The organism is Sinomonas atrocyanea (assembly GCF_001577305.1).
Classification (GTDB): domain Bacteria; phylum Actinomycetota; class Actinomycetes; order Actinomycetales; family Micrococcaceae; genus Sinomonas; species Sinomonas atrocyanea.
The window spans coordinates 12,576-30,078 of record NZ_CP014518.1 but is presented as its reverse complement, the minus strand read 5'-3'; the positions used below and the strand labels follow the sequence as shown (position 1 = coordinate 30,078).

The 17,503-nt window shown below is 70.5% G+C and carries 24 protein-coding genes; 11 read left to right on the top strand and 13 right to left on the bottom strand.

Annotated elements, in window-relative coordinates; translation table 11 throughout:
• Nucleotides 1–120: 120 nt before the first annotated feature.
• A complete protein-coding gene (locus SA2016_RS00170) occupies nucleotides 121–1,506 on the bottom strand; it encodes a bifunctional pirin family protein/GNAT family N-acetyltransferase (RefSeq protein ID WP_066494133.1) in 1,386 nt (461 codons plus the stop codon).
• A gap of 337 nt (nucleotides 1,507–1,843) precedes the next feature.
• On the opposite strand from SA2016_RS00170, the gene SA2016_RS00165 reads away from it, so the two are divergent.
• Together SA2016_RS00165 and SA2016_RS00160 are read left to right on the top strand one after the other, a co-directional pair.
• Nucleotides 1,844–2,251 carry an ArsR/SmtB family transcription factor gene (locus tag SA2016_RS00165; RefSeq protein ID WP_066494131.1) on the top strand — a complete coding sequence of 136 codons (408 nt, stop codon included), beginning with the start codon at nucleotides 1,844–1,846 and terminating at the stop codon, nucleotides 2,249–2,251.
• Nucleotides 2,248–2,736: an SRPBCC family protein gene (locus SA2016_RS00160; RefSeq protein WP_066494128.1), complete on the top strand. Its 489-nt coding sequence runs from the start codon at nucleotides 2,248–2,250 to the stop codon at nucleotides 2,734–2,736. The genes SA2016_RS00165 and SA2016_RS00160 overlap by 4 nt, the downstream gene beginning before the upstream one ends.
• A 218-nt stretch (nucleotides 2,737–2,954) precedes the next feature.
• On the opposite strand, the gene SA2016_RS00155 is transcribed toward SA2016_RS00160, so the two are convergent.
• Both SA2016_RS00155 and SA2016_RS00150 read right to left on the bottom strand, forming a co-directional pair.
• Nucleotides 2,955–3,836: a rhomboid family intramembrane serine protease gene (locus SA2016_RS00155; RefSeq protein ID WP_066494125.1), complete on the bottom strand. Its 882-nt coding sequence runs from the start codon at nucleotides 3,834–3,836 to the stop codon at nucleotides 2,955–2,957.
• A gap of 9 nt (nucleotides 3,837–3,845) precedes the next feature.
• Nucleotides 3,846–4,391: a peptidylprolyl isomerase gene (locus tag SA2016_RS00150; protein ID WP_066501747.1), complete on the bottom strand. Its 546-nt coding sequence runs from the start codon at nucleotides 4,389–4,391 to the stop codon at nucleotides 3,846–3,848.
• 164 nt (nucleotides 4,392–4,555) lie between these two features.
• On the opposite strand from SA2016_RS00150, the gene SA2016_RS00145 reads away from it, so the two are divergent.
• Both SA2016_RS00145 and SA2016_RS00140 read left to right on the top strand, forming a co-directional pair.
• Nucleotides 4,556–5,602, top strand: a complete 1,047-nt coding sequence (locus tag SA2016_RS00145) for a hypothetical protein (protein WP_306505413.1) — start codon at nucleotides 4,556–4,558, stop codon at nucleotides 5,600–5,602.
• Between the two features lie 139 nt (nucleotides 5,603–5,741).
• Complete coding sequence (locus SA2016_RS00140; RefSeq protein WP_066494120.1) at nucleotides 5,742–6,611, top strand: glycosyltransferase family 2 protein; 870 nt, start codon at nucleotides 5,742–5,744, stop codon at nucleotides 6,609–6,611.
• Between the two features lie 2 nt (nucleotides 6,612–6,613).
• Here the strand turns inward: SA2016_RS00140 and SA2016_RS00135 are convergent, their stop codons facing one another.
• The 5 genes from SA2016_RS00135 to SA2016_RS00115 form a co-directional block, all read right to left on the bottom strand.
• Nucleotides 6,614–7,519, bottom strand: a complete 906-nt coding sequence (locus SA2016_RS00135) for a DMT family transporter (protein ID WP_066494118.1) — start codon at nucleotides 7,517–7,519, stop codon at nucleotides 6,614–6,616.
• 191 nt (nucleotides 7,520–7,710) lie between these two features.
• Nucleotides 7,711–8,067, bottom strand: coding sequence for an SPW repeat protein (locus SA2016_RS00130; RefSeq protein ID WP_066501740.1), 357 nt, complete (start codon nucleotides 8,065–8,067; stop codon nucleotides 7,711–7,713).
• Nucleotides 8,068–8,189: 122 nt separating this feature from the next.
• Nucleotides 8,190–8,381 carry a hypothetical protein gene (locus SA2016_RS00125; protein ID WP_066494114.1) on the bottom strand — a complete coding sequence of 64 codons (192 nt, stop codon included), beginning with the start codon at nucleotides 8,379–8,381 and terminating at the stop codon, nucleotides 8,190–8,192.
• Between the two features lie 175 nt (nucleotides 8,382–8,556).
• The gene (locus tag SA2016_RS00120; protein ID WP_141305456.1) at nucleotides 8,557–8,796 is read right to left on the bottom strand and encodes a hypothetical protein; all 240 of its coding nucleotides are present in this window, start codon (nucleotides 8,794–8,796) and stop codon (nucleotides 8,557–8,559) included.
• A gap of 63 nt (nucleotides 8,797–8,859) precedes the next feature.
• The gene (locus SA2016_RS00115; RefSeq protein ID WP_141305455.1) at nucleotides 8,860–9,105 is read right to left on the bottom strand and encodes a hypothetical protein; all 246 of its coding nucleotides are present in this window, start codon (nucleotides 9,103–9,105) and stop codon (nucleotides 8,860–8,862) included.
• Between the two features lie 579 nt (nucleotides 9,106–9,684).
• On the opposite strand from SA2016_RS00115, the gene SA2016_RS00110 reads away from it, so the two are divergent.
• Together SA2016_RS00110 and SA2016_RS00105 are read left to right on the top strand one after the other, a co-directional pair.
• Nucleotides 9,685–9,963: a hypothetical protein gene (locus tag SA2016_RS00110; RefSeq protein ID WP_066494108.1), complete on the top strand. Its 279-nt coding sequence runs from the start codon at nucleotides 9,685–9,687 to the stop codon at nucleotides 9,961–9,963.
• 67 nt (nucleotides 9,964–10,030) lie between these two features.
• A complete protein-coding gene (locus SA2016_RS00105) occupies nucleotides 10,031–10,249 on the top strand; it encodes a hypothetical protein (protein WP_066494106.1) in 219 nt (72 codons plus the stop codon).
• A gap of 303 nt (nucleotides 10,250–10,552) precedes the next feature.
• On the opposite strand, the gene SA2016_RS00100 is transcribed toward SA2016_RS00105, so the two are convergent.
• On the bottom strand, nucleotides 10,553–11,029 hold the full coding sequence (locus SA2016_RS00100) for a hypothetical protein (protein ID WP_066494104.1): 477 nt from the start codon (nucleotides 11,027–11,029) through the stop codon (nucleotides 10,553–10,555).
• A 288-nt stretch (nucleotides 11,030–11,317) separates the two neighbouring features.
• Here SA2016_RS00100 and SA2016_RS00095 point away from each other — a divergent pair, with 288 nt between their 5' ends.
• Nucleotides 11,318–11,776 carry a hypothetical protein gene (locus tag SA2016_RS00095; RefSeq protein WP_066494101.1) on the top strand — a complete coding sequence of 153 codons (459 nt, stop codon included), beginning with the start codon at nucleotides 11,318–11,320 and terminating at the stop codon, nucleotides 11,774–11,776.
• Between the two features lie 500 nt (nucleotides 11,777–12,276).
• On the opposite strand, the gene SA2016_RS00090 is transcribed toward SA2016_RS00095, so the two are convergent.
• Nucleotides 12,277–13,356: a fatty acid desaturase family protein gene (locus SA2016_RS00090; RefSeq protein ID WP_066494099.1), complete on the bottom strand. Its 1,080-nt coding sequence runs from the start codon at nucleotides 13,354–13,356 to the stop codon at nucleotides 12,277–12,279.
• Between the two features lie 399 nt (nucleotides 13,357–13,755).
• On the opposite strand from SA2016_RS00090, the gene SA2016_RS22450 reads away from it, so the two are divergent.
• Genes SA2016_RS22450 through SA2016_RS00070 form a run of 4 tightly spaced genes read left to right on the top strand, consistent with a single transcriptional unit; the run spans nucleotide 13,756 to nucleotide 15,625 of the window.
• Nucleotides 13,756–13,998 (top strand): LapA family protein, encoded by a 243-nt coding sequence (locus SA2016_RS22450; protein ID WP_066494095.1) that lies wholly within the window; start codon nucleotides 13,756–13,758, stop codon nucleotides 13,996–13,998.
• A 40-nt stretch (nucleotides 13,999–14,038) separates the two neighbouring features.
• A complete protein-coding gene (locus tag SA2016_RS00080) occupies nucleotides 14,039–14,512 on the top strand; it encodes a hypothetical protein (RefSeq protein ID WP_066494092.1) in 474 nt (157 codons plus the stop codon).
• A gap of 10 nt (nucleotides 14,513–14,522) precedes the next feature.
• Nucleotides 14,523–14,723 carry a hypothetical protein gene (locus SA2016_RS00075; RefSeq protein WP_066494090.1) on the top strand — a complete coding sequence of 67 codons (201 nt, stop codon included), beginning with the start codon at nucleotides 14,523–14,525 and terminating at the stop codon, nucleotides 14,721–14,723.
• Nucleotides 14,724–14,740: 17 nt separating this feature from the next.
• Nucleotides 14,741–15,625, top strand: coding sequence for a diacylglycerol/lipid kinase family protein (locus SA2016_RS00070; protein WP_157089094.1), 885 nt, complete (start codon nucleotides 14,741–14,743; stop codon nucleotides 15,623–15,625).
• 108 nt (nucleotides 15,626–15,733) lie between these two features.
• Here the strand turns inward: SA2016_RS00070 and SA2016_RS00065 are convergent, their stop codons facing one another.
• The 3 genes from SA2016_RS00065 to SA2016_RS00055 are packed head-to-tail and all read right to left on the bottom strand — an operon-like array spanning nucleotide 15,734 to nucleotide 17,270.
• Nucleotides 15,734–15,979: a hypothetical protein gene (locus tag SA2016_RS00065; protein ID WP_066494086.1), complete on the bottom strand. Its 246-nt coding sequence runs from the start codon at nucleotides 15,977–15,979 to the stop codon at nucleotides 15,734–15,736.
• Nucleotides 15,976–16,380: a hypothetical protein gene (locus SA2016_RS00060; RefSeq protein WP_066494080.1), complete on the bottom strand. Its 405-nt coding sequence runs from the start codon at nucleotides 16,378–16,380 to the stop codon at nucleotides 15,976–15,978. The genes SA2016_RS00065 and SA2016_RS00060 overlap by 4 nt, the downstream gene beginning before the upstream one ends.
• Nucleotides 16,377–17,270 (bottom strand): response regulator transcription factor, encoded by an 894-nt coding sequence (locus tag SA2016_RS00055; protein ID WP_084249187.1) that lies wholly within the window; start codon nucleotides 17,268–17,270, stop codon nucleotides 16,377–16,379. The genes SA2016_RS00060 and SA2016_RS00055 overlap by 4 nt, the downstream gene beginning before the upstream one ends.
• Nucleotides 17,271–17,503: the final 233 nt, after the last annotated feature.

Here is a 17,503-nt window from a genome sequence, read left to right as displayed (position 1 = left end):
GGGTGTGCACAGCAGGCGCCGAGTTATCCACAGGCTGTGGGAAAACCGGTGGATACTCCCGCTCCGCGGGGAACTACAGCCGTGTGAGTTATCCACGGCGTGGACAACCCTGTGGACAAGCTAGCCCTCGTCCATGACGAACCCGTCCTCGACGAGATCCGCGTAGTCGGGGTGACGCTTGATAAAGGCCCGGACGTAGGGGCAGTAGGGCCGGATCCGGCGCCCGGCCGCGCGCACGTCGTCGAGTGCGTAGGTGACGAGCTTGCTCGCGAGGCCCATCCCGGAATAGCCGTCGGCCACCTCGGTGTGGTCGAAGGCGTACACGGAGCCGCCCTCCTTCTCGCGGTACTGTGTGAAGCCGGCCACCACCCCTCCGACATGCACCTCGTAGCGGTGCCTCTGGTCCGCGTGGACGAACTCCGTCTTCCCGGACTGCCTCTCGGATTCCTGCAGGGTCATGGATGCCTCTTTCTCGACTGTTCCTTGGATGCCGTGCGCGCGCGGCCGCGGCCGGAGCCTGACGTTGGGCAGCGGGGGAGCAGGCAGCGCCGCCTCGCCCCCGGTGAGCTCGACGACGGGACCGAACGGCTCGCCGTCGTCCGCCGGGCCCCGGCCCACAAGCTGCCCGTTCCACGCCTCGCGGAAGGCCGCCACCTCCTCGTGCGAGCGCCCCACGAAGTTCCACCACATGGTGATCTCCTCGGGGAACGGCGGTCCGCCGAGGATCACGGCCCGCACGGGCCGGGGCCCGGGATTGGCGAGCCGGATGCGGCCGCGTCCGGGCGCGAGAAAGGCCAGGTGCGCCTCGCCCAACGCGGTGCCGTCGACCTCGAGGGCCCCGCCGTCGGCGAGGATCGCGTGCTCGAACTGCTCCGCCACCTCCAGCACTGCCGCGTTCCCCGCGTCGAGGACGGCTTCGGCTCCGAGCAGCGCCGTGTAGGTGCGCACGGGGGAGGCCGATCCATGCAGGGCTCCGAGGAACACCCTCAGCTCTCCCGCGCGGCCCCCGTCCGCGCCGGGGAGTGCCATGGCGGGGGGCACGTACCGTTCGAATCCGGGTGGGGCGGAGCGGAACGGCCCAGGGAGCGCCGTCCACAGCTGCACCCCGTGCAGCGTGGTCGTGCCCGGGGTCGAGTACTCGGAGTGGTTGATGCCCCGCCCTGCAGTCATGAGGTTGAGCTCGCCGGGCCGGACCGTCGCGCGGTGGCCGGCGCTGTCCCGATGCTCGATCTCGCCGGTGAAGAGCCAGCTCACGGTCTGGAGTCCCGTGTGCGGGTGCGGCGGCACCCGCATGCCGCCGGTGGCCGAGACGTCGTCGGGCCCGTAGTGGTCAAGGAAGCACCAGGCGCCCACGAGGGAGCGCTGCCGGGACGGGAGTGTGCGGCGCACGGGCATGGCCCGCGGTCCGCCAAGGGGGACATCCCGGGGTTCGATGACCTCGATCCCCTGCGCGGCAGGCTCGTCCGCGCAGAGGGTCTCGGGCGGGTCGAGTTCAAGATTGCTCACGCCAACTACCTCCTAAGGCCGAGCCTACGCCGGGCCGCCGACATCGGGGAGGAGCCCCTCTCCGTTGTCAACAGCGTTATGCCCAGAGTTATCCACAGGGTGGGGACAAGTCGCGGCCCCGGGCACGCGATGGGCGGACAGGACCCGGGACGACGCGCCCCGCGCCCCGAACTACACCCCTGTAAGTTACGCACACTGTGGATATCCCCTGTGGACGGAAGACCCTTGACGGCACCGCAGGGGCGGCGTAGCGTGATTGTATTCAACCGATCGGTTGAACAACCGAGGCATTGATGGTGCGCTCCCGAAACGCGGCGCACACCGGAGGTCGAGCAGGATGCACGCCGCCCCGCCCGTGACGCCCACCGAGGAAGACCAGCTCAACCGTGCCTTCGCGGCGCTGGCAGATCCCCTCCGCAGGAGGCTCGTGGCGCGCCTCGCCCTGGGGGACGCCACGGTCAATGAGCTCGCGGCGCCGTTCGCCGTGACCCTCCAGGCCGTCTCCAAGCACCTGAGGGTGCTCGAGGACGCCGGCCTGATCACCCGCAGCCGCGACGCCCAGCGCCGCCCCTGCCACTTGGAACCGACCGCCTTCGGCCCGCTGGCCGCGTGGATCGATGCCTACCGCGTGCGCACCGAGGAGAAGTACCGTCGCCTCGATGCCGTCCTCGCAGCCCAGGCCGAGCACGAAGGCGGACGGGAGGCGGACCAGACCGCCGCGCAGCAGAGAGGACACCAGCCATGACTGCCACCCAGGCCTCGACCGTGACCGCCGAACCCGGGCTGCCCTTCGTCGACGTCGTCCGGGAGTTCGACGCCCCGGCGGAGCGCGTATTCCGTGCGCACACCGATCCCGCACTCTTCGCCCAGTGGATCGGTCCCCGCGCCTACACCACGGTCATCGACCACTTCGATGCCCGCAGCGGCGGTTCGTACCGCTTCACCCAGACGGACGCCCAGGGCACGGGCTACAGCTTCCACGGGTCCTTCCACGAGCTGACCGCACCGCGCCGCATGGTCCAGACCTTCGAGTTCGAGGGTGCCCCGGGGCACGTCTCCCTCGACGCCGCCGTCCTCGAGGACCTCGACGGGGGCCGGTGCCGGCTCAGCGTCCACTCGTCCTTCCAGACGGTCGAGGCACGGGACGCCATGCTGGCCGCCGGGATGACCGACGGCATGAACGAGGGCTACCAGCGGCTCGACGAACTCCTCGCCTCGGGCGGAGCCTGAGTCCACCACCGTCCACAGGCGCGGCCGCATCTTGTCCACAGGCTGGGGACTGGCACCGCCGGACGGGCCCCCGAGGCTTCCCCACGGACCGCCCCGGCCGCGCCGCGGCGGGGTTACGGCTCCCGGCAGCGCTCGGAGCGCTTGTGCACAGATGTGGAAAACCCCTGTGGAGAAATGACCTCCACAGGGGTGCCACGGCGACGGGCCGCCCGGCGCAGCTACAGCGAGATGCCCCCGAGGGCGGGCCCGCTCGAGACCTTCACGACCGTCGCGAGAACCAGGAGGACGGCGACCCCGACGAGGCCGCCGATCTGGACCACGACGCGGGAGCGCCCGCGCGGCGCGTAGGCGATGGCCGCCGTCGTCAACGCCCCGGTGACCAGGCCGCCCAGGTGCGCCTGCCAGGCGATCCCGGGGACCACGAAGCCGAGCACCGCGTTGATGGCGATCAGCACGACGAGCTGGCGGACGTCCCCGCCGCGCTGGCGCTGCACCACGAACAGACCGCCGAACAGGCCGAAGATCGCCCCCGAGGCACCGATGACGGCGACGGGCTGCCCCGGGGCGAGCAGCAGGAATCCGACCGACCCGCCGATGGCCGAGAGCAGGTACACGGCCAGGAACCGGGCCCGGCCCAGGAGCGGCTCGAGTGCCTGGCCGAACAGCCACAGCATGTACATGTTCAGGGCAATGTGGAGGACGAAGCCCTGCGAGTGGAGGAACGCGCTCGTGAGCATGCGCCACGGCTCCGCCGCGGTGAGGGGGGCCGAGTTCGCGTAGGCGAAGTCGACATAGACGGCGTTCCCCGGGATGATCCACTGCAGCGCGTACACGAGCACGCACACCGCGATGATGCCGATGGTGACGACGGGCCGGCTCCCGGGCTGTGCCCGGCCTCCGTACATCGTCTGCGGGGCGCGCGCGGCGCCGGAGAGCTCGCGGACGCAGTCCACGCACTGGAAGCCCACGGCGGCCGGCCGCTGGCACTCGGGGCACGCCGGCCGGCCGCACCGCTGGCACGTCACGTAGGAGACGCGGTCAGGGTGGCGGGGGCAGACGGGGACGGCCTCGGGGCCGGCCGCCGGGCTTCCTTCAGTCATGTCGGCCGGTCAGAGCTGCTCGATGTCGATCGAGCTGATCACGACGTCCTCGACCGGGCGGTCCTGCATGCCGGTGCGGACGGCCTCGATCTCGTCGACGACCTTCTTCGACGCGTCGTCGGCGACCTCGCCGAAGATCGTGTGCTTGCCGTAGAGCCAGCTGGTGTCGACCGTCGTGATGAAGAACTGGGAGCCGTTGGTGCCCTTGCCGCCCTGGATGCCGGCGTTCGCCATCGCGAGCTTGTACGGCTCCTTGAAGTTCAGCTCGGGGTGGATCTCGTCATCGAAGCGGTAGCCCGGGCCGCCGATGCCCTTGCCGAGCGGATCGCCGCCCTGGATCATGAAGTCCTTGATGATGCGGTGGAAGACAGTGCCGTTGTAGAGCGGCGTGCCCGTCTTCTCCTCGCCGGTCTCGGGGTGCGTCCAGGCCTGCTCGCCGGTCGCGAGGCCCACGAAGTTCTTGACCGTCTTCGGGGCGTGGTTGCCGAAGAGGTTGACCACGATGTCGCCGTGGTTCGTGTGGATGGTTGCCTTGGCAGTTGCGATTGCGCTCATGGCGGCCATTCTTCCACGGGGCAGCGGCCCGTCTCCGGGTGCGGGTACGGTTCCGCGCTCGGTGAAATCCGGGAACGCCGCGGGCGCTCCGGCCGTGTGACCGTAGCCTATGCCACGTGTGGCACGTAGGCTGGCGTTGGTCCAGCAGACTCCCGGAGGTAGCCGTGAAGAAACCAGTCGAGAAGAGCCTGAACGCGTCCGAGTCGCTTGCCCGCGACGTCCAGCAGAATGTGAGCGCCGGCGTCGAGAACGCCCGCGACTGGGCCCAGCCCCGTGTCGACGCGGCAGTGCAGTGGGCCGTCCCGAGAATCCAGCAGGGACTCGACTCGGCGTCCCCGCGGATCCAGGAAGGCATCAAGTCCGCGGCGCACAACATCGCCGAGGGCGTGGCCACCGTGACGCCGAAGATCCAGGACAGCCTCTCCCAGCTCGCGCCGCGCATCACCGACGCGGTGGACAGCGCCGCCCCGCACCTCCACCACGCGGTGGACCGGGCGGTCCCGGCGATCAAGGGTGCCGCCGACGAGTACCTCCCGAAGATCTCGGAGGGCATCGCCCACGCGGCGGACTCCGTGAACCGCGGCCTCTCCACCGCCCCGGAACGGGTCGATGCCGTAGCGCAGAGGCTCGCCGACTCCGGCGTGGTGCGCCAGGCCGATGCGGCCGCGAAGGAAGCGGTGAGCACCGCCCAGAAGGCGGTCCGCAACGCCGCGAAGGAGATCTCCGGGCCGGCCCCGAAGAAGAAGGGCCGCGGCCTGCTGATCTTCGGCGTCATCACGGCCGCAGTCGCTGCCGGTGTCGCGGCATGGAAGGCCGCCAAGCCGGTGGAGGACCCGTGGAAGACCCCCGCCCCGGTGACCCCGGCTCCCCAGCCGGCCGCGCCGACCGCGTCGAGCGCCACGGGCAGCGCGGCCACACCGTCCCCGGTTCCCGCCGGCGGCGCCCCGACCACCGATCGCGTCGTCACGGCTGAGAAGCCGGTCGACGAGGCCCCGGCTGCGGCCGAGGCGGAGGCGGCCGCCGAGCTCGACGCCGGCCAGGCCGCAGTCCTCGAGGGCGAGAAGGCCGGCGAGGAGGCCGCGGAGAAGGACGCCGCCGAGAACGCCGCGGCGGGCGAGGGCAAGCACGTCGCCCCGGATGCCACGACGGCCATGAAGAACATCCACGCCGCGTCCAACGGCGGGGAGGGCAAGGAGACCCCGGGCGCCTGACGCCCTCTTCCTCCCCCTGAGACGGGCGCGGGAGACGCCATGGCTGCGTCTTCCGCGCCCGTTTTCCATGCCCCGTCATCCAAGGGCGGGATGGCCCCCACGCCGCCACAGTGCGGGGGCCTTTGCTAGATTTGTGGTGATGTCCCCGGACCCTGCCCTCCCCGCCACGGCGGCTGCTTCCGAGCCGCCGAGCGTGTCGATCGTCGTGCCGGCGTACAACGAGGAGAGCGTCATCCGCCAGTGCGTCACCGCGGCCATCTACCAGTCGGTCCCGGCGCACGAGATCATCGTGGTCGACAACATGTCCAAGGACTCGACGGCGCAGATCGTGCGCCAGCTGCAGTCCGAGTACCCCGAGTCCCGGATCATCCTCCTCACCCAGGACCGGGAGCAGGGGCTGATCCCCACCCGCAACTTCGGCCTCGATGCGGCCACGGGGGACGTGCTCGGCCGCATCGACGCGGACTCCCTGCTCGAGCCCGACTGGGTCGAGGAGGTCCAGCGGGCGTTCATGGACAGCTCGGTCCAGGCAGCGACCGGGCCCGTGATCTACTACGACATGCCGATGCGGCGGTTCGGCCTCAAGGCCGACGACAAGATGCGCCAGCTCCTCCTCAAGCTCTCGCGGCACGAGTACCACTTCCTGTTCGGCTCCAACATGGCGATCCGGCGCACAGCATGGGAGGCCATCCGCGACTCGACCTGCCGGGACGAGAAGGACGAGATGCACGAGGACATCGACCTCTCCCTGCACCTCGCCGAGCGCGGCCTCAAGATCCAGTACTGGCCCGACATGGTCTCGGGGATGTCCGCGCGGCGGCTCGAGGACTCGCCGAAGGACTACCGGTACTACGTGCAGCGCTTCGACCGGACGTACAAGGCGCACAACATCAAGAAGATCGCGCTGCGCGCCCCCATGGCAGTGATCTTCTCGGTCTACTACCCCGCCAAGCTCTTGCGCGCCATCCACTCGGCCAACCAGCCCCCGGTCAAGCGCGGGGGAGTGTAGCGTCAGTCCGCGCCGAGCTCAGGCGCCGTCCGCGGTTCGCGGCGGTTCCGCCGCTGGCCGAGGACGACGACGGCGAGCCCTGCGAGGATGAGCCCCAGCCCGGCGTAGGTCCCGCCCGGCAGCACCTCCCCGAGGAACATGGCGGCCAGGAGTGCCGCACCGGGGATCTCCAGCAGGATGAACATCGAGACGACGAGAGGGCTCAGGGTCGCGACGAGGTGGTTGAACGCGGTGTGGCCGACGAGCTGCGCCGCCGCCGTGATCGCGAGGATCCCCGCCCAGCCGGCGGGTTCGAACCCGGTGAGCCGCTGACCCGTCGCGAGGGCCATGACGGCCACGAGTGCGGCGCAGACCCCGTAGCAGAGGGCGGTGTAGGTCCCGGTGCCCATGGTCTGCCGGGCCTTTCCGCCGGCCATCGTGTAGAGGCCAGCGAGAATGCCCCCGGCGAGGGCGAGGAGGTCTCCGAGCACCGCCTCGTGGGAGGACCCGAGGTCCAGGCCGGTGATGGCGACGACGCCGAGGAACGCGAGCCCGAGGCCTGCGAGGACGGCGGCGGGCAGCCTCCGCCCACGCAGCACCGAGAAGACCGCGATCCACCCGGACTGGAGGCACACGAGCGCCGTCGACGCCGCCACCGAGGTCAGCGTCAGGGATAGGATGAAGCACACGAAGTGGAAGGCGAGGGCCGCCCCGGCGAGGGAGGACCAGAGGAGGTCGCGCCGGGTGAGCCGGCGGAACTGGCCCGGGCTCCGCACGGCGACCGGCGCCGCCATGACGACCGAGGCGATCGCGTTGCGCCAGAACGCGATCGCGAGCGCGGTGACGGACGTGCCCGCGAGCGTTCCGGCGATGAGCGGCCCGGACGCCGAGACGCCGAGCACGCCGAGCACGACCAGGAGGGGGATCACCAGCCCACTCTAGTGCCGGGCCAGACGGCAGAAGGTCCCGGCACCTGAGCGGTGCCGGGACCCTGCAGCAGAGCGCCCAGTCCCAGAAGTCGATGTCCACTTGCCGATGAACGCGTGCCTGCTGCCGGGCCCTGGCCCAGCAGGTGACTGCTGGGAGGGCGCTCACGGCCGCTCTCGGTTCAGCCATGCCCTCAGTGGGAGGGCATCATCCTGTGGTGCGCTTCCATGGCAGGCCGAATGGCCGCCACGGTCACGCCCGCGGCGATGATCCCGGCGATCCAGGACGTCCACGCCGCACCGGTGTGGTCGGAGTAGGCGCCCATCCAGGGCGAGGCGAAGAGCACCACGCCCGCGGCGCACTGGGCGTACTCGAGCCACGGTGTGCCGGGCATCGACAGGTTCAGCACCGCCGTGGCGATCAGCACAATGCCGAAGACGAGCATCAGGGTCCTCGACATCGACGTCTGCGCGGTCCACAGGACTGCCAGGGCCGTATACAGGCCGCAGGCTCCCGCGACGTAGTCTTCCCAGCGGATCCATTTCTTCATCATGTTCTCCGTTTCGTTCTCCTTCCCCGGGTGGACCCGGGGTCCTGCCCGGGAGATCCGGGCAGAGGATGTGCCGTGTGGCCAGGATCCCGATTCGACAGTGGTCGGGCCTGCGAAGCAGCTCATTTGCGGCCGTTGCGGACCTCGTTGGCCTGGAGGGCCCAGGCTGTTGCGAGGACCAGCAGGAGCGGGCACACGTCCGTGCCGTCGATACCGAGGACGAAGAGGAGGACTGCGGCCGCCGCACCCGCGACCTTGAGGCGCCTTCGCCGGCGCCGTCGGAGCGGGGTCGTCTGGGGGGAAGTGATTGCCATGGCCTGCCCCTCCTTCGGGCTTTCCGAGGGCATGTGCGCGGGTGCCATGCCCGCGAGTATGGCGCGGGAGCGCAAGGGGATCACGAGGTGGAATCGCTGCGGAGGACTGCGCCGCTCGGCGCCTCCCCCGCGGCCAGCGGCGGGACCAGGGTCTGCATCGCCCGCCGGGGCGCCGCTACAGAGCAGACCGGGGCCGTCCTCGCCGAGGCCGACCCGACAGCAGGAAGCGGAGTCCCTCGGGCGTGGCGAGGGTTCCGAAGGAGTTGACGGCGACGCTCGCCGACATCGGGACCGCCATCCCTGCGACGGCGTACGCCGAGTGGATCCAGCCGCCGCCGTGGCAGCGCACGGCCTCGGCCCGGGCAGCGCGGCCGATGCCCGACGCGGGCCCAGCCACCGCTGCTGTCCGAAGCATGATCCTCTCCTTCTGGCGCCAGGATCCCCCGCCTCCAACTCTCGGACCCACGGCAGGCCCGGGTCAGAGGCGAAGGACCCGCCGCGCATGACTCCGTACCGGCAACGGGCCACGGGACGCCTGCGGTGAGGTCGATCCGGAGGGCTGCGATGATCTGGGGTCGAGGTCGAGCGCGTCCCGGAAGTCCTCCCGGGGCACGGTCGCAATCGGCTCGCCGTCTCGGATGCGCTGGAAGAGCACCAGGTCCGGGTGGGCGTTCACGACGACGGAGACACCCAGCGGTACCGGGAGCTCCAGTGCGTCGTCCATGAGAAGGATCTCCTGGGCCATGGGTCATCCGGGCGGATGCCCAACGCCTGCAGGCTCGTCAGCGCCCGGGCCAGATGCGGCAGGCAGCACGAGAACGACAGGAGCGCACCCGGCACCGGGCTCCTCGCGTGAGCGATGAAATGGCCGGCCCCGGTCCCTGAACTGGACAGATGCGGGGACGTCCTCCCCGGCCTGGACGACCAGCAGGACTCCCAAGCCGCCTCGAGCTGTGCGTAGGCACCGGCGGCCTCGGCCACCGACTGCTCGGCCTCTTCCCACGGGTCCAACCGCGCCACCCCACCTGGAGACCCAGCGTCTTCTGGACCCCACCCCTCACCCCCGTAGCCCAAGGTGGCATGGGATGTCCCTCGACAGCTCCCCGACAGTCTCGACCACCCAATCGAGAGCGCCATCTCGATTGAGTGGTGGGTCAGGCCGGAATCGTGTCCCGGGGACTTTTGGCCCTCCAGAGGGGCGGGTCATGTCGTGGATCGTGGCAGGCAGAGGGGAAGGCCGGACCAGCCGTCGCCGGTTGCGCGGACCATGCCCCGTCATCCTCGCGCGCCGGAGAGAAGACCGATGAAGGACACCCAAGCGCACGTGCCCCGCCACCACACGGCACCTGCGGCCGCCACGTCCCACACTCCACGCCGGCATGGGCGCACCGAGCGGGGGCCGGCGCCGCACAGCCCCTGGGGCGATCTGCCCCCTCTGCCCCCGCAGGCCGATCCTACCGACCTGTACACGCCGCGCCGCCGGGAGCAGATGCTCGACGACCTGATCAGGGCCGGGCTCGGCGAGGAACAGGCCCTAGCCCAGCTCGCACGCCTTGAGGCCGGAGACCTCTGGAGCGGGTAGCCGCCGGACCGCCGGGCCGCGGAAGGCAGATGACGAACCGTCGCACAATCAACAAGGAAGGCACGCAATGACTGTCGAAGAACGCTGGGATTCGCTGACCCCGGAGACCCGCCGGTGGCTCCTCGACAATCCCGGGACCATCATGCTGCCGCGCACGCTCGCGAACGCCATCAGCGACGCCGACGGAGCCCCACTCGTCACCGACCCCCACGGAGAGGCCGCCCTCTCCCCGAAGGATCAGCAGTTCATCCGGCGCAGGGCGAACAGTGCAAGGAACCGGCACTGACGCCGGGGCAACACCCGGCGCAGCCCGGCGGCGCCATCAGGCTGTTCCTCGCCGGGAGGGGGCCGGCCAGAACGATGGCGCCCCGGCCCGGGGCCTGAACCGATCGTCGAGGCAAACGGGGCAGGCGAGAGCCCGGAGCCCAGATTCCAGTATGCATGCGACCTCGGCCGAAGTGCCGCTGCCTCCACCGCTTCCTCGCCGAGGCTCTCGGGCAGGCAGTCCGGTGGACGAGTGGCGGGACTATGGACTCGCTGCGTGCCGGGGCCCGGCGGCCGCAGCCGAGGGTCAGCGGGCCGTGGGCCATCAGCGCCCTTCGGGCCAGTCTTCCTCCCGGCCGTGCGGTCGCTGGGGACCGGGGTCCGCCTGAGGGCCCTGGTCGAGCAGGCCGGCGAGGGAGGGCCCGTCGTAGCCGTACTCGTCCAGGTCCCTACCGTCGGTGAAGACGCTGCGGGCGCTGACCTCGGCCTGGACGATGGGCCAGTCCCGAGCGGCGACGTCATCCCGCATTGCGTGCTGGCGTGCGTAGTCCCTGGAGAGGGTGACCCAGTCCCCGCGGTTGATCTGGCCGAGCCCGGGCGGCAGGGCCCGGTAGATGCGCACCCTGGCCTGCGGATCCTGGCGCACGCGGCGCAGCTGCTCCATGGTCTCCTCGTCACACTCCCCGAATCCGTGCTCCTCGGGGTGGCTGTAGAACTCCTCCCCGAGCACATCGCCCAGCGCGGTGAGGGGAAGCGCCCGGCCCCCGCCCCTGGGCGCCCGGGGCGAGCCGGTGTAGTCCATGCCCCCAGCGTACCGCCGGACCCGCCGCGAGCCCCCCGGGCCTGCCCGCTGCTGCCTGCACCGCGCCTCCGATCCTGCCCTTCCGTGATGCGGAGAGCGCGTAGACTGGGATACGGGAGCCCGCCGTCCTTCTGCCACCACCTCTTCGGGGAGGCGCCGGCAGGCGCCCGACGACACGTCTCCAGCGAAACCTCCAGCCGTGAACCCTCCGGCACCCCTGCCGTGAGCGACCGCCCCGCGGGCTCCCGCAGGGCCATCCAGAGAACGACTGAAGGACGTGGAACGACCATGGACACCACCAGGGAATCCGTCACCGAGCGTGCCCCCCGCCTGCCCGAGCAGGCAATTGCCCTGAACGCGATCGTCGCCAGTGCCCTGCCCTGGAATCTGGGCACCGCCCGCGGCCCGTCGAAGTACACCGTCATGGTCGCATTGAGCAGGCGAGCCGAGCCGTACGAGATCGACCTGATCCAAGACCCCTCGACCGTTCGGCGGCTGCGTGACGCCGGCTACGAAGGCGTCAACCTCGCCATCGCCGGCCGGCGCCTACTCGTGGAGCACACCAACCTCGAACAGCTCAGGGCCGGTCTGGCGGGCGAGCTTGCCCGCCTGTTCCGGGACGTCTCGATCGCATCCCTGGCGCAACACAGCCAGCGGCGCTCCGAGCTCGAAGCCATGGTACTGCTCGAACGGGACCGCAGGGAGGCCGTGGAGGCCCTCGCCGCAGGAGTCCGCTTCACCTGCTGAAACTGGGTCGCCCTCCGCAGAGGCCCTGCGGGCCGCCACGAGCGGGCCCTTGAAGAGACCCCCGGCATCCGTCGCAGCCCTCTCCGCCCTCCCGCGGCGCGGAACCGGCGGCGGCAACGAAGGATCGTCGAGAGGCCGTGGCCCAACCCGACTCTCCTGCCCGACCTTGCCCTCACCCGTGTTCTGGCAGCTGTACTGCGGCCCGACGCCCACACCGGCCAGGGTACCTGGCTGACATGATGCGCCGGTCAGAGCCCCTGCAGCGGTGGCGGGGCAAGGAGCCACGCTGTCTTGGCGTCTCACCCCCGGGCGTCACGCCGCCCGACACTAGACCTGTTTCCGCCCCGGACGCTGCTGGTGGGCCTTGATCAACTCGCCGGCCTCCCCGGCGCTGTCATCGACTCCCCGATGCTGGAAGGGCGTCCCCTCGCGTCGTGGCCGGTGGCCGGATCGGGTTCGCCTCGAGGGCCGGCGCGGGGCGGTCAGCTGGCGCGGGGCGCTCAGTTGGGGCGGTGCTGGGTGGCGAGGGGGCATTCGAAGACGGTGCCGAGGCCGTGGCCGACGGCGTTGAGGTATCTGATGATGATCCCGTAGGAGGCCACGAGGCTCGTCGCGGTGTAGGGGATGCCCTGCTGGGCGCACTGGGCCCGGATCAGGCTCTCGGCGTGGGCCAGGGCCGGCCGGGGCATGGTCGGGAAGAGGTGGTGCTCGATCTGGTGGTTGAGGCCGCCCATGAGGACGTCCATGATGCGCCCGCCCCGGATGTTGCGCGAGGACATGACCTGGCGGGTGAGGAAGTCCGCCTGTGCGGATGCTGAGAAGATCTTCATGCCCTTGTGGTTGGGGGCGAAGGTGGCGCCCATGTAGAAGCCGAAGACGCCCTGCTGCACTCCGATGAACGCGGCGGCGATGCCCGGGGGGAGGAGCCAGAATGCCAGGGCAGGCACTGCCAGCACGCGGGCGGTGAGGATCGCGAGCTCGACTGCCCTGCGCTGCACGGGGGCCCGTCGGAGCAGGAACCTGAACGAGTCGACCTGCAGGGCGAAGCCGAGGAACGGCAGGAGCGGGAAGAGCAGGTAGCCCTGGTGGCGGGTGACGAATCGGAGCCAGCGGGGCCGCGCGGCGGCAGCCGCGTCGTGGAAGGCGATGGTCCCGGGCTTGATGTCCGGATCCTTGCCGATCACGTTCGGGTTGGAGTGGTGACGCGAGTGCTTCTGCTGCCACATGGCATAGCTGATTCCCGTGAGCCCGTTGCCGATGAGGCGGGCGGACCATTCGTTGGCCGCCCAGGAGGCGAAGACCTGGCTGTGCGCGGCCTCATGGGCGAGGAATCCGAACTGGGTCATCAGGATCCCGAGTCCAGCCGCGATCAGCAGCTGGTACCACGAGGGTCCGATGAGCGCGAAGCCGGTCCAGCTGCCGGCCCAGGCGATGGCCAGGATCGCGAAGAGCACAATGTAGTAGCCGCGCCTCCGGTCGAGCAGGCCCGCGTCCCGCACCTGCCTCTGGAGGGCCACATAGCTGTTGACCACGCGGTTCGGGCGAATGGCCCGGGCGTCTGGTTCGCTGTTCTGGGCCATGGTTCCTCGGATCCGCTGGGGGCACCGCCCCGATCGAGACTCCTGCACCGGACACCTGCTGCACCGGACACCTGCCCTCCTCTGAGGGTACGGCGGGCCCAGCACCCGTGTCACGGCCTCATGCAGCCCTGACGGACCCGGTCCTTTCTACCCTGCCGGCCGCCGCGCTGCGGGCGTAGCCTGAAAGACAGTGGATCGGGACCCCAGGAGCCGCAGACCGGCCCGGGTCCCGGCCCCTCAGAAGGGCTGAATACCATGACCTCACTACCGGTCAACCCCCAGAGCCCCGCAGGACGAGAAGAGCCCCACCCAGATGCTACGGGACGGAACGGCCCGGATCCCGGGGCTGTCCAGGCCCCCTCCGCGACCGGCAGGAAGCCCAGGACCACCAGGGTCGGGATGGTGTGGGCCGCCGTCGTGGTGGCACTGCTGGCCCTGGTACTGCTGATCGTCTTCATCCTGCAGAATCAGCAGCCCGCCAGCGTGCTGTTCCTCGGGCTGGAAGGCACCGTCACCCTGGGCATGGCGCTTCTCATCGCGGCAGTCGGCGGCGGCATCCTCGTCGCGGCCGCAGGCGCTGCGCGCATCGTCCAGCTCCGATCCAATGCCCGCAGGTCCCGCAAGGCCGGCGCCAGGGCGTGATCATCCTGCCGCAGTCCGGAACCACGCCCGAGGAGACGCCATGAACACCACTCCAGAACGCACCGAGGACCTCTTCGCCAGGCCAAGCGACCTCACCGGGCCGGAGGATCCCCTCCGGGTGACCGGGATCGTCCTCAGCTCGCTGCCCGCCGAGACCCTCACCTCCGAGGGGCCGCAGCGGTACACCGTCACAGCATCCCTCTCGCGGCGCCCGGACCCGCTGGAGATCGAGGCCGTCCACGCGGAATCCACCCGCAGGAAGCTGGAAGAGGCCGGCTTCGGCCACGCGGGCCTGCAGATCGCGGACCGGCGGCTCCTGATCTTCAGCACCAGCCTCGAAGAGCTGAGGGACGGCCTCGCGCAGGTCGTGGGCACCATCGTGCGCACTGCCACCCTCAAGGCGCTGGCGCAGAAGGACCTCGCGCGCCAGGCCCGCGCCGACCTCGACGAGGCAGAGCACGAACGCTTCCTGCGCGTCGCCGAGACAGCGGCCGCCATCGACTTCGGCCCGTGAGGAGGCCACAGTGAGTGACATCTACAGGACCCGCCACGACCCGCTCGCTCGGGTCCCCAGCGCAGAGGCCGAGGAAGAAGCCGAGAACGAGGTCTGGGACGACGACGGCGGCCACGCCCCTTCTGCTCCCCACGACAGCGAGGGCGGTCCCGGGCGCGAGGGCAAGGGAACTTCTGCGGGCCGTTCCCGCCACGAGGCTGGCACCCCCTGACGGGTCGGTTCGCGATGATGGCTCGGGGTGAAGGGGCACCCTTCGACAGGATCCTCCTGATCTACAACCCGTCCGGCCGGGCCCCGGCACTCCTGGCCGAGGAGCTCCGGACCGAGCTGGGCGCCCGCCTGCCTGGCACGCCGCTGAGCCTGCGCCCCACAGCCTTCCCCGGCCATGGACGTGCCCTGGCGGCTGCCGAGGGCGGACGCCCGCTGCTGGTCTCCATCAGCGGCGACGGCGGGTACAACGACGTCGTCAATGGCGCCATGGACGCCGGCGGCCAGGCCGTCTGCGCTGTCATGGGTGCCGGCAACGCCAACGACCACCGGCGAAGCACCCGCACGCTGCCCATCATCGACGCGATCGTCCGCGGCGACGTCCGCCGCATCGACCTCCTCCGACTCACCGTAGGGGAAGGGCCGGACCAGTGGTCCCGCTACGCCCATTCCTATGTGGGGTTCGGGCTCACGCCCCTGATGGCCATCGGCATCGAAGCGGGCGTCAAGGGACGCTTCACCGAACTGCTCTCGGTGGCCCGCGCCCTGCGCGGCCTCACACCCCTGGAGATCACCCGCGCGGACGGCGCGCGGGCCGTGCTGGACAGCCTGATCCTGGCCAACATCACCCGGATCGCCAAGTACGGCCGCATCAGCGAGGCAGGCTTCCCGGACGACGGGATGTTCGAAGTCGTCATCCTGCCCCACGGGGCCAAGTGGCGCATCGGGCTCATGGCCCTGCGGGCCGTCACCGTCGGACTCGGGGTCCAGACCAGCGTGCCGAGCTACAGGTTCACCAGCACCGACCCGATCCCGCTCCAGATCGACGGCGAGGTCATGACAGTCGGAGCCGGCACACCCGTGCTCGTCGAGTCCCGGCGCCAGACACTGGCAACCCTCGGCTAGGACAAGAGTCCCGCTCAGGGGGCGGGCGGCTGCGTTGCCGGCAGTGGTGTCTCGCGCGCAGCAGCCCCCAGGCCCATCGGCCTCTGGCCGAAAAGGCTGGGAGACGCCCTAGTGCTCGTCGAGATCGTCGAGATCGTCGGCCACCCTACGCAGGTCCTGAGCCCAGCCGACCGAACGGTTGGGCTCGGCCGACCCGGCCTCGAAGTTGACGAGGGCGGCCGCGAGGGCCTTCAGGGCGGCCGCGAGGTTCTCCTTGACTGCGGCGTAGCCCTGGTCCGACCGCGGGTCCGAGGATGCACCCATGAGCAGTTGGGCGCCGGCCCGGATGATCAGTGACGCTTCGAGCTCGTTCATGGGCGCGTCCAGGACGTCGAGGGCACCAGATGATAGGCGCCGTCCTCCGGATCGAGCATGTAGCCCAGGAATTCCTGGTCAAACGTGGTGATGCCCGAGTCCACGGCGTCCAGCTTTGCTCGAATCAGAAGGGAGAGCTGCCTCCAACGCTGGCGGGCGAGGTCCTGAGGGGTCTTGGAGGCCGCGTACGGCGTGCTGCGGGGAGGCAGACCGTCGGCCGTGTGCGGCAGGGCCAAGACGATCCGGAACCGGCGCGGTCCCGCCCTGAAGGAGATCGCCGCCCTGCCGTCCTCTCGGCTCCACCGCAGGCCGGTGGCACCGGAGGCCAAGAGCATCTGCTGTATCTCCGACTGCGACGCCGCAGCGGTGATCGAAGCGCCGCGGACGTAGTTTGTATTCATGCTTGAGGCCCTCCTGAGGCGTGCTGGCTGATGCTGGTGTGATGCACGGTGCGGGCGTCTTCCAGGGCGCGGCCGAGTCTCCGCACGAGCCCTGCGCCCTCGCTGCCCTCCGAGAGAGGGCCGTCGGCTTCGGCCACGCAGTCCAGCAGGACCATGGTCACCGCCTCGGTGGAGCCCTCCGGTTGGCCAGGCCGGAGTCGGCGGTGGACCTCGGCAGACCGGTCGAGCTCCCTGGTGACCAGCAGGGCGGCCTGGGTCCGGTTGCTGACGCCGAGCTTGTGCAGCAGGACCGAGGTCATGTTCTTGATGGTCTTCTCCGCAAGGCCCGTCGTGGCGGCAATCTCGCGGCCGGCGAGCCCGCGCCCGATGAGGAGGAGCACCTTGAGCTCCTGGGGCGCCAGCCCCGGAAGTTCCTGTTCTGGGAAGGGTGCCTGCGGGGATTCCAGCAGCATGGCCCGGAACGATGGGCTGTAGGCCGTTCGGCCACCCAGCACGCGGCGGACTAGCCGGACGGTTTCGTTCCCGTCGTCCTGCTTGGACAGGCAGCCCCACGCCCCTGCCATGACAGCCCCGATCAGGGCGGCCTCGTCATACTCGTCCGTGATGATCACGCACCGTATCCGCGGGTCGATGGCCAGCACGGCCCGGCACACGTCGGCGCCGGTTCCGTCGGGGAGCTGATCATCGAGCACAGCGAGCGCCGGCATCAGCGCGGGAATGCGGCGGGCTGCCTCCCGTGCTGACCCAGATGATCCCGCGACGTCGATGCCCGCCGAACGCAAGAGGCCCTGCAGCCCGGTGCGGACCAGCTCGTGGTCATCGAGGACGAAAACGCCCTCGGGGGTGCGAACCGGGCGCGCCCGTGCTACCGGCTCGCCCGACCAGATCATGGCCGGCCGGCTGTCGGCGCGATGCGGAGGCTGGGAGCTACGGTGATGGGAAACCGTTCGATCGGCTGCTGGCGCCCGTGAAGGCGCTACCAGAAAGCGGAAAGCCAGGGGCAAGATTGCCGATCGCTTCTCTCATTCTAAGCCTCCTGACGCCCCAGCGGCCATGTCCGGTGAGCACGTGGGGCCCGGCAGGGAGACGGTCGTTGAGAGGACCACCCGCACTAGGAGCTGCC

Coding starts and splice junctions, on each gene's coding strand:
- SA2016_RS00155 (WP_066494125.1), bottom strand. CDS start 3,836: ATGACTGAAGGAAGCCCGGCGGCCGGCCCCGAGGCCGTCCCCGTCTGC.
- SA2016_RS00110 (WP_066494108.1), top strand. CDS start 9,685: ATGAAGGACACCCAAGCGCACGTGCCCCGCCACCACACGGCACCTGCG.
- SA2016_RS00060 (WP_066494080.1), bottom strand. CDS start 16,380: ATGAATACAAACTACGTCCGCGGCGCTTCGATCACCGCTGCGGCGTCG.
- SA2016_RS22450 (WP_066494095.1), top strand. CDS start 13,756: ATGGTGTGGGCCGCCGTCGTGGTGGCACTGCTGGCCCTGGTACTGCTG.
- SA2016_RS00140 (WP_066494120.1), top strand. CDS start 5,742: ATGTCCCCGGACCCTGCCCTCCCCGCCACGGCGGCTGCTTCCGAGCCG.
- SA2016_RS00065 (WP_066494086.1), bottom strand. CDS start 15,979: ATGAACGAGCTCGAAGCGTCACTGATCATCCGGGCCGGCGCCCAACTG.
- SA2016_RS00055 (WP_084249187.1), bottom strand. CDS start 17,270: ATGATCTGGTCGGGCGAGCCGGTAGCACGGGCGCGCCCGGTTCGCACC.
- SA2016_RS00080 (WP_066494092.1), top strand. CDS start 14,039: ATGAACACCACTCCAGAACGCACCGAGGACCTCTTCGCCAGGCCAAGC.
- SA2016_RS00120 (WP_141305456.1), bottom strand. CDS start 8,796: ATGCTTCGGACAGCAGCGGTGGCTGGGCCCGCGTCGGGCATCGGCCGC.
- SA2016_RS00150 (WP_066501747.1), bottom strand. CDS start 4,391: ATGAGCGCAATCGCAACTGCCAAGGCAACCATCCACACGAACCACGGC.
- SA2016_RS00100 (WP_066494104.1), bottom strand. CDS start 11,029: ATGGACTACACCGGCTCGCCCCGGGCGCCCAGGGGCGGGGGCCGGGCG.
- SA2016_RS00160 (WP_066494128.1), top strand. CDS start 2,248: ATGACTGCCACCCAGGCCTCGACCGTGACCGCCGAACCCGGGCTGCCC.
- SA2016_RS00105 (WP_066494106.1), top strand. CDS start 10,031: ATGACTGTCGAAGAACGCTGGGATTCGCTGACCCCGGAGACCCGCCGG.
- SA2016_RS00095 (WP_066494101.1), top strand. CDS start 11,318: ATGGACACCACCAGGGAATCCGTCACCGAGCGTGCCCCCCGCCTGCCC.
- SA2016_RS00165 (WP_066494131.1), top strand. CDS start 1,844: ATGCACGCCGCCCCGCCCGTGACGCCCACCGAGGAAGACCAGCTCAAC.
- SA2016_RS00090 (WP_066494099.1), bottom strand. CDS start 13,356: ATGGCCCAGAACAGCGAACCAGACGCCCGGGCCATTCGCCCGAACCGC.
- SA2016_RS00125 (WP_066494114.1), bottom strand. CDS start 8,381: ATGGCAATCACTTCCCCCCAGACGACCCCGCTCCGACGGCGCCGGCGA.
- SA2016_RS00115 (WP_141305455.1), bottom strand. CDS start 9,105: ATGGACGACGCACTGGAGCTCCCGGTACCGCTGGGTGTCTCCGTCGTC.
- SA2016_RS00070 (WP_157089094.1), top strand. CDS start 14,741: ATGGCTCGGGGTGAAGGGGCACCCTTCGACAGGATCCTCCTGATCTAC.
- SA2016_RS00130 (WP_066501740.1), bottom strand. CDS start 8,067: ATGAAGAAATGGATCCGCTGGGAAGACTACGTCGCGGGAGCCTGCGGC.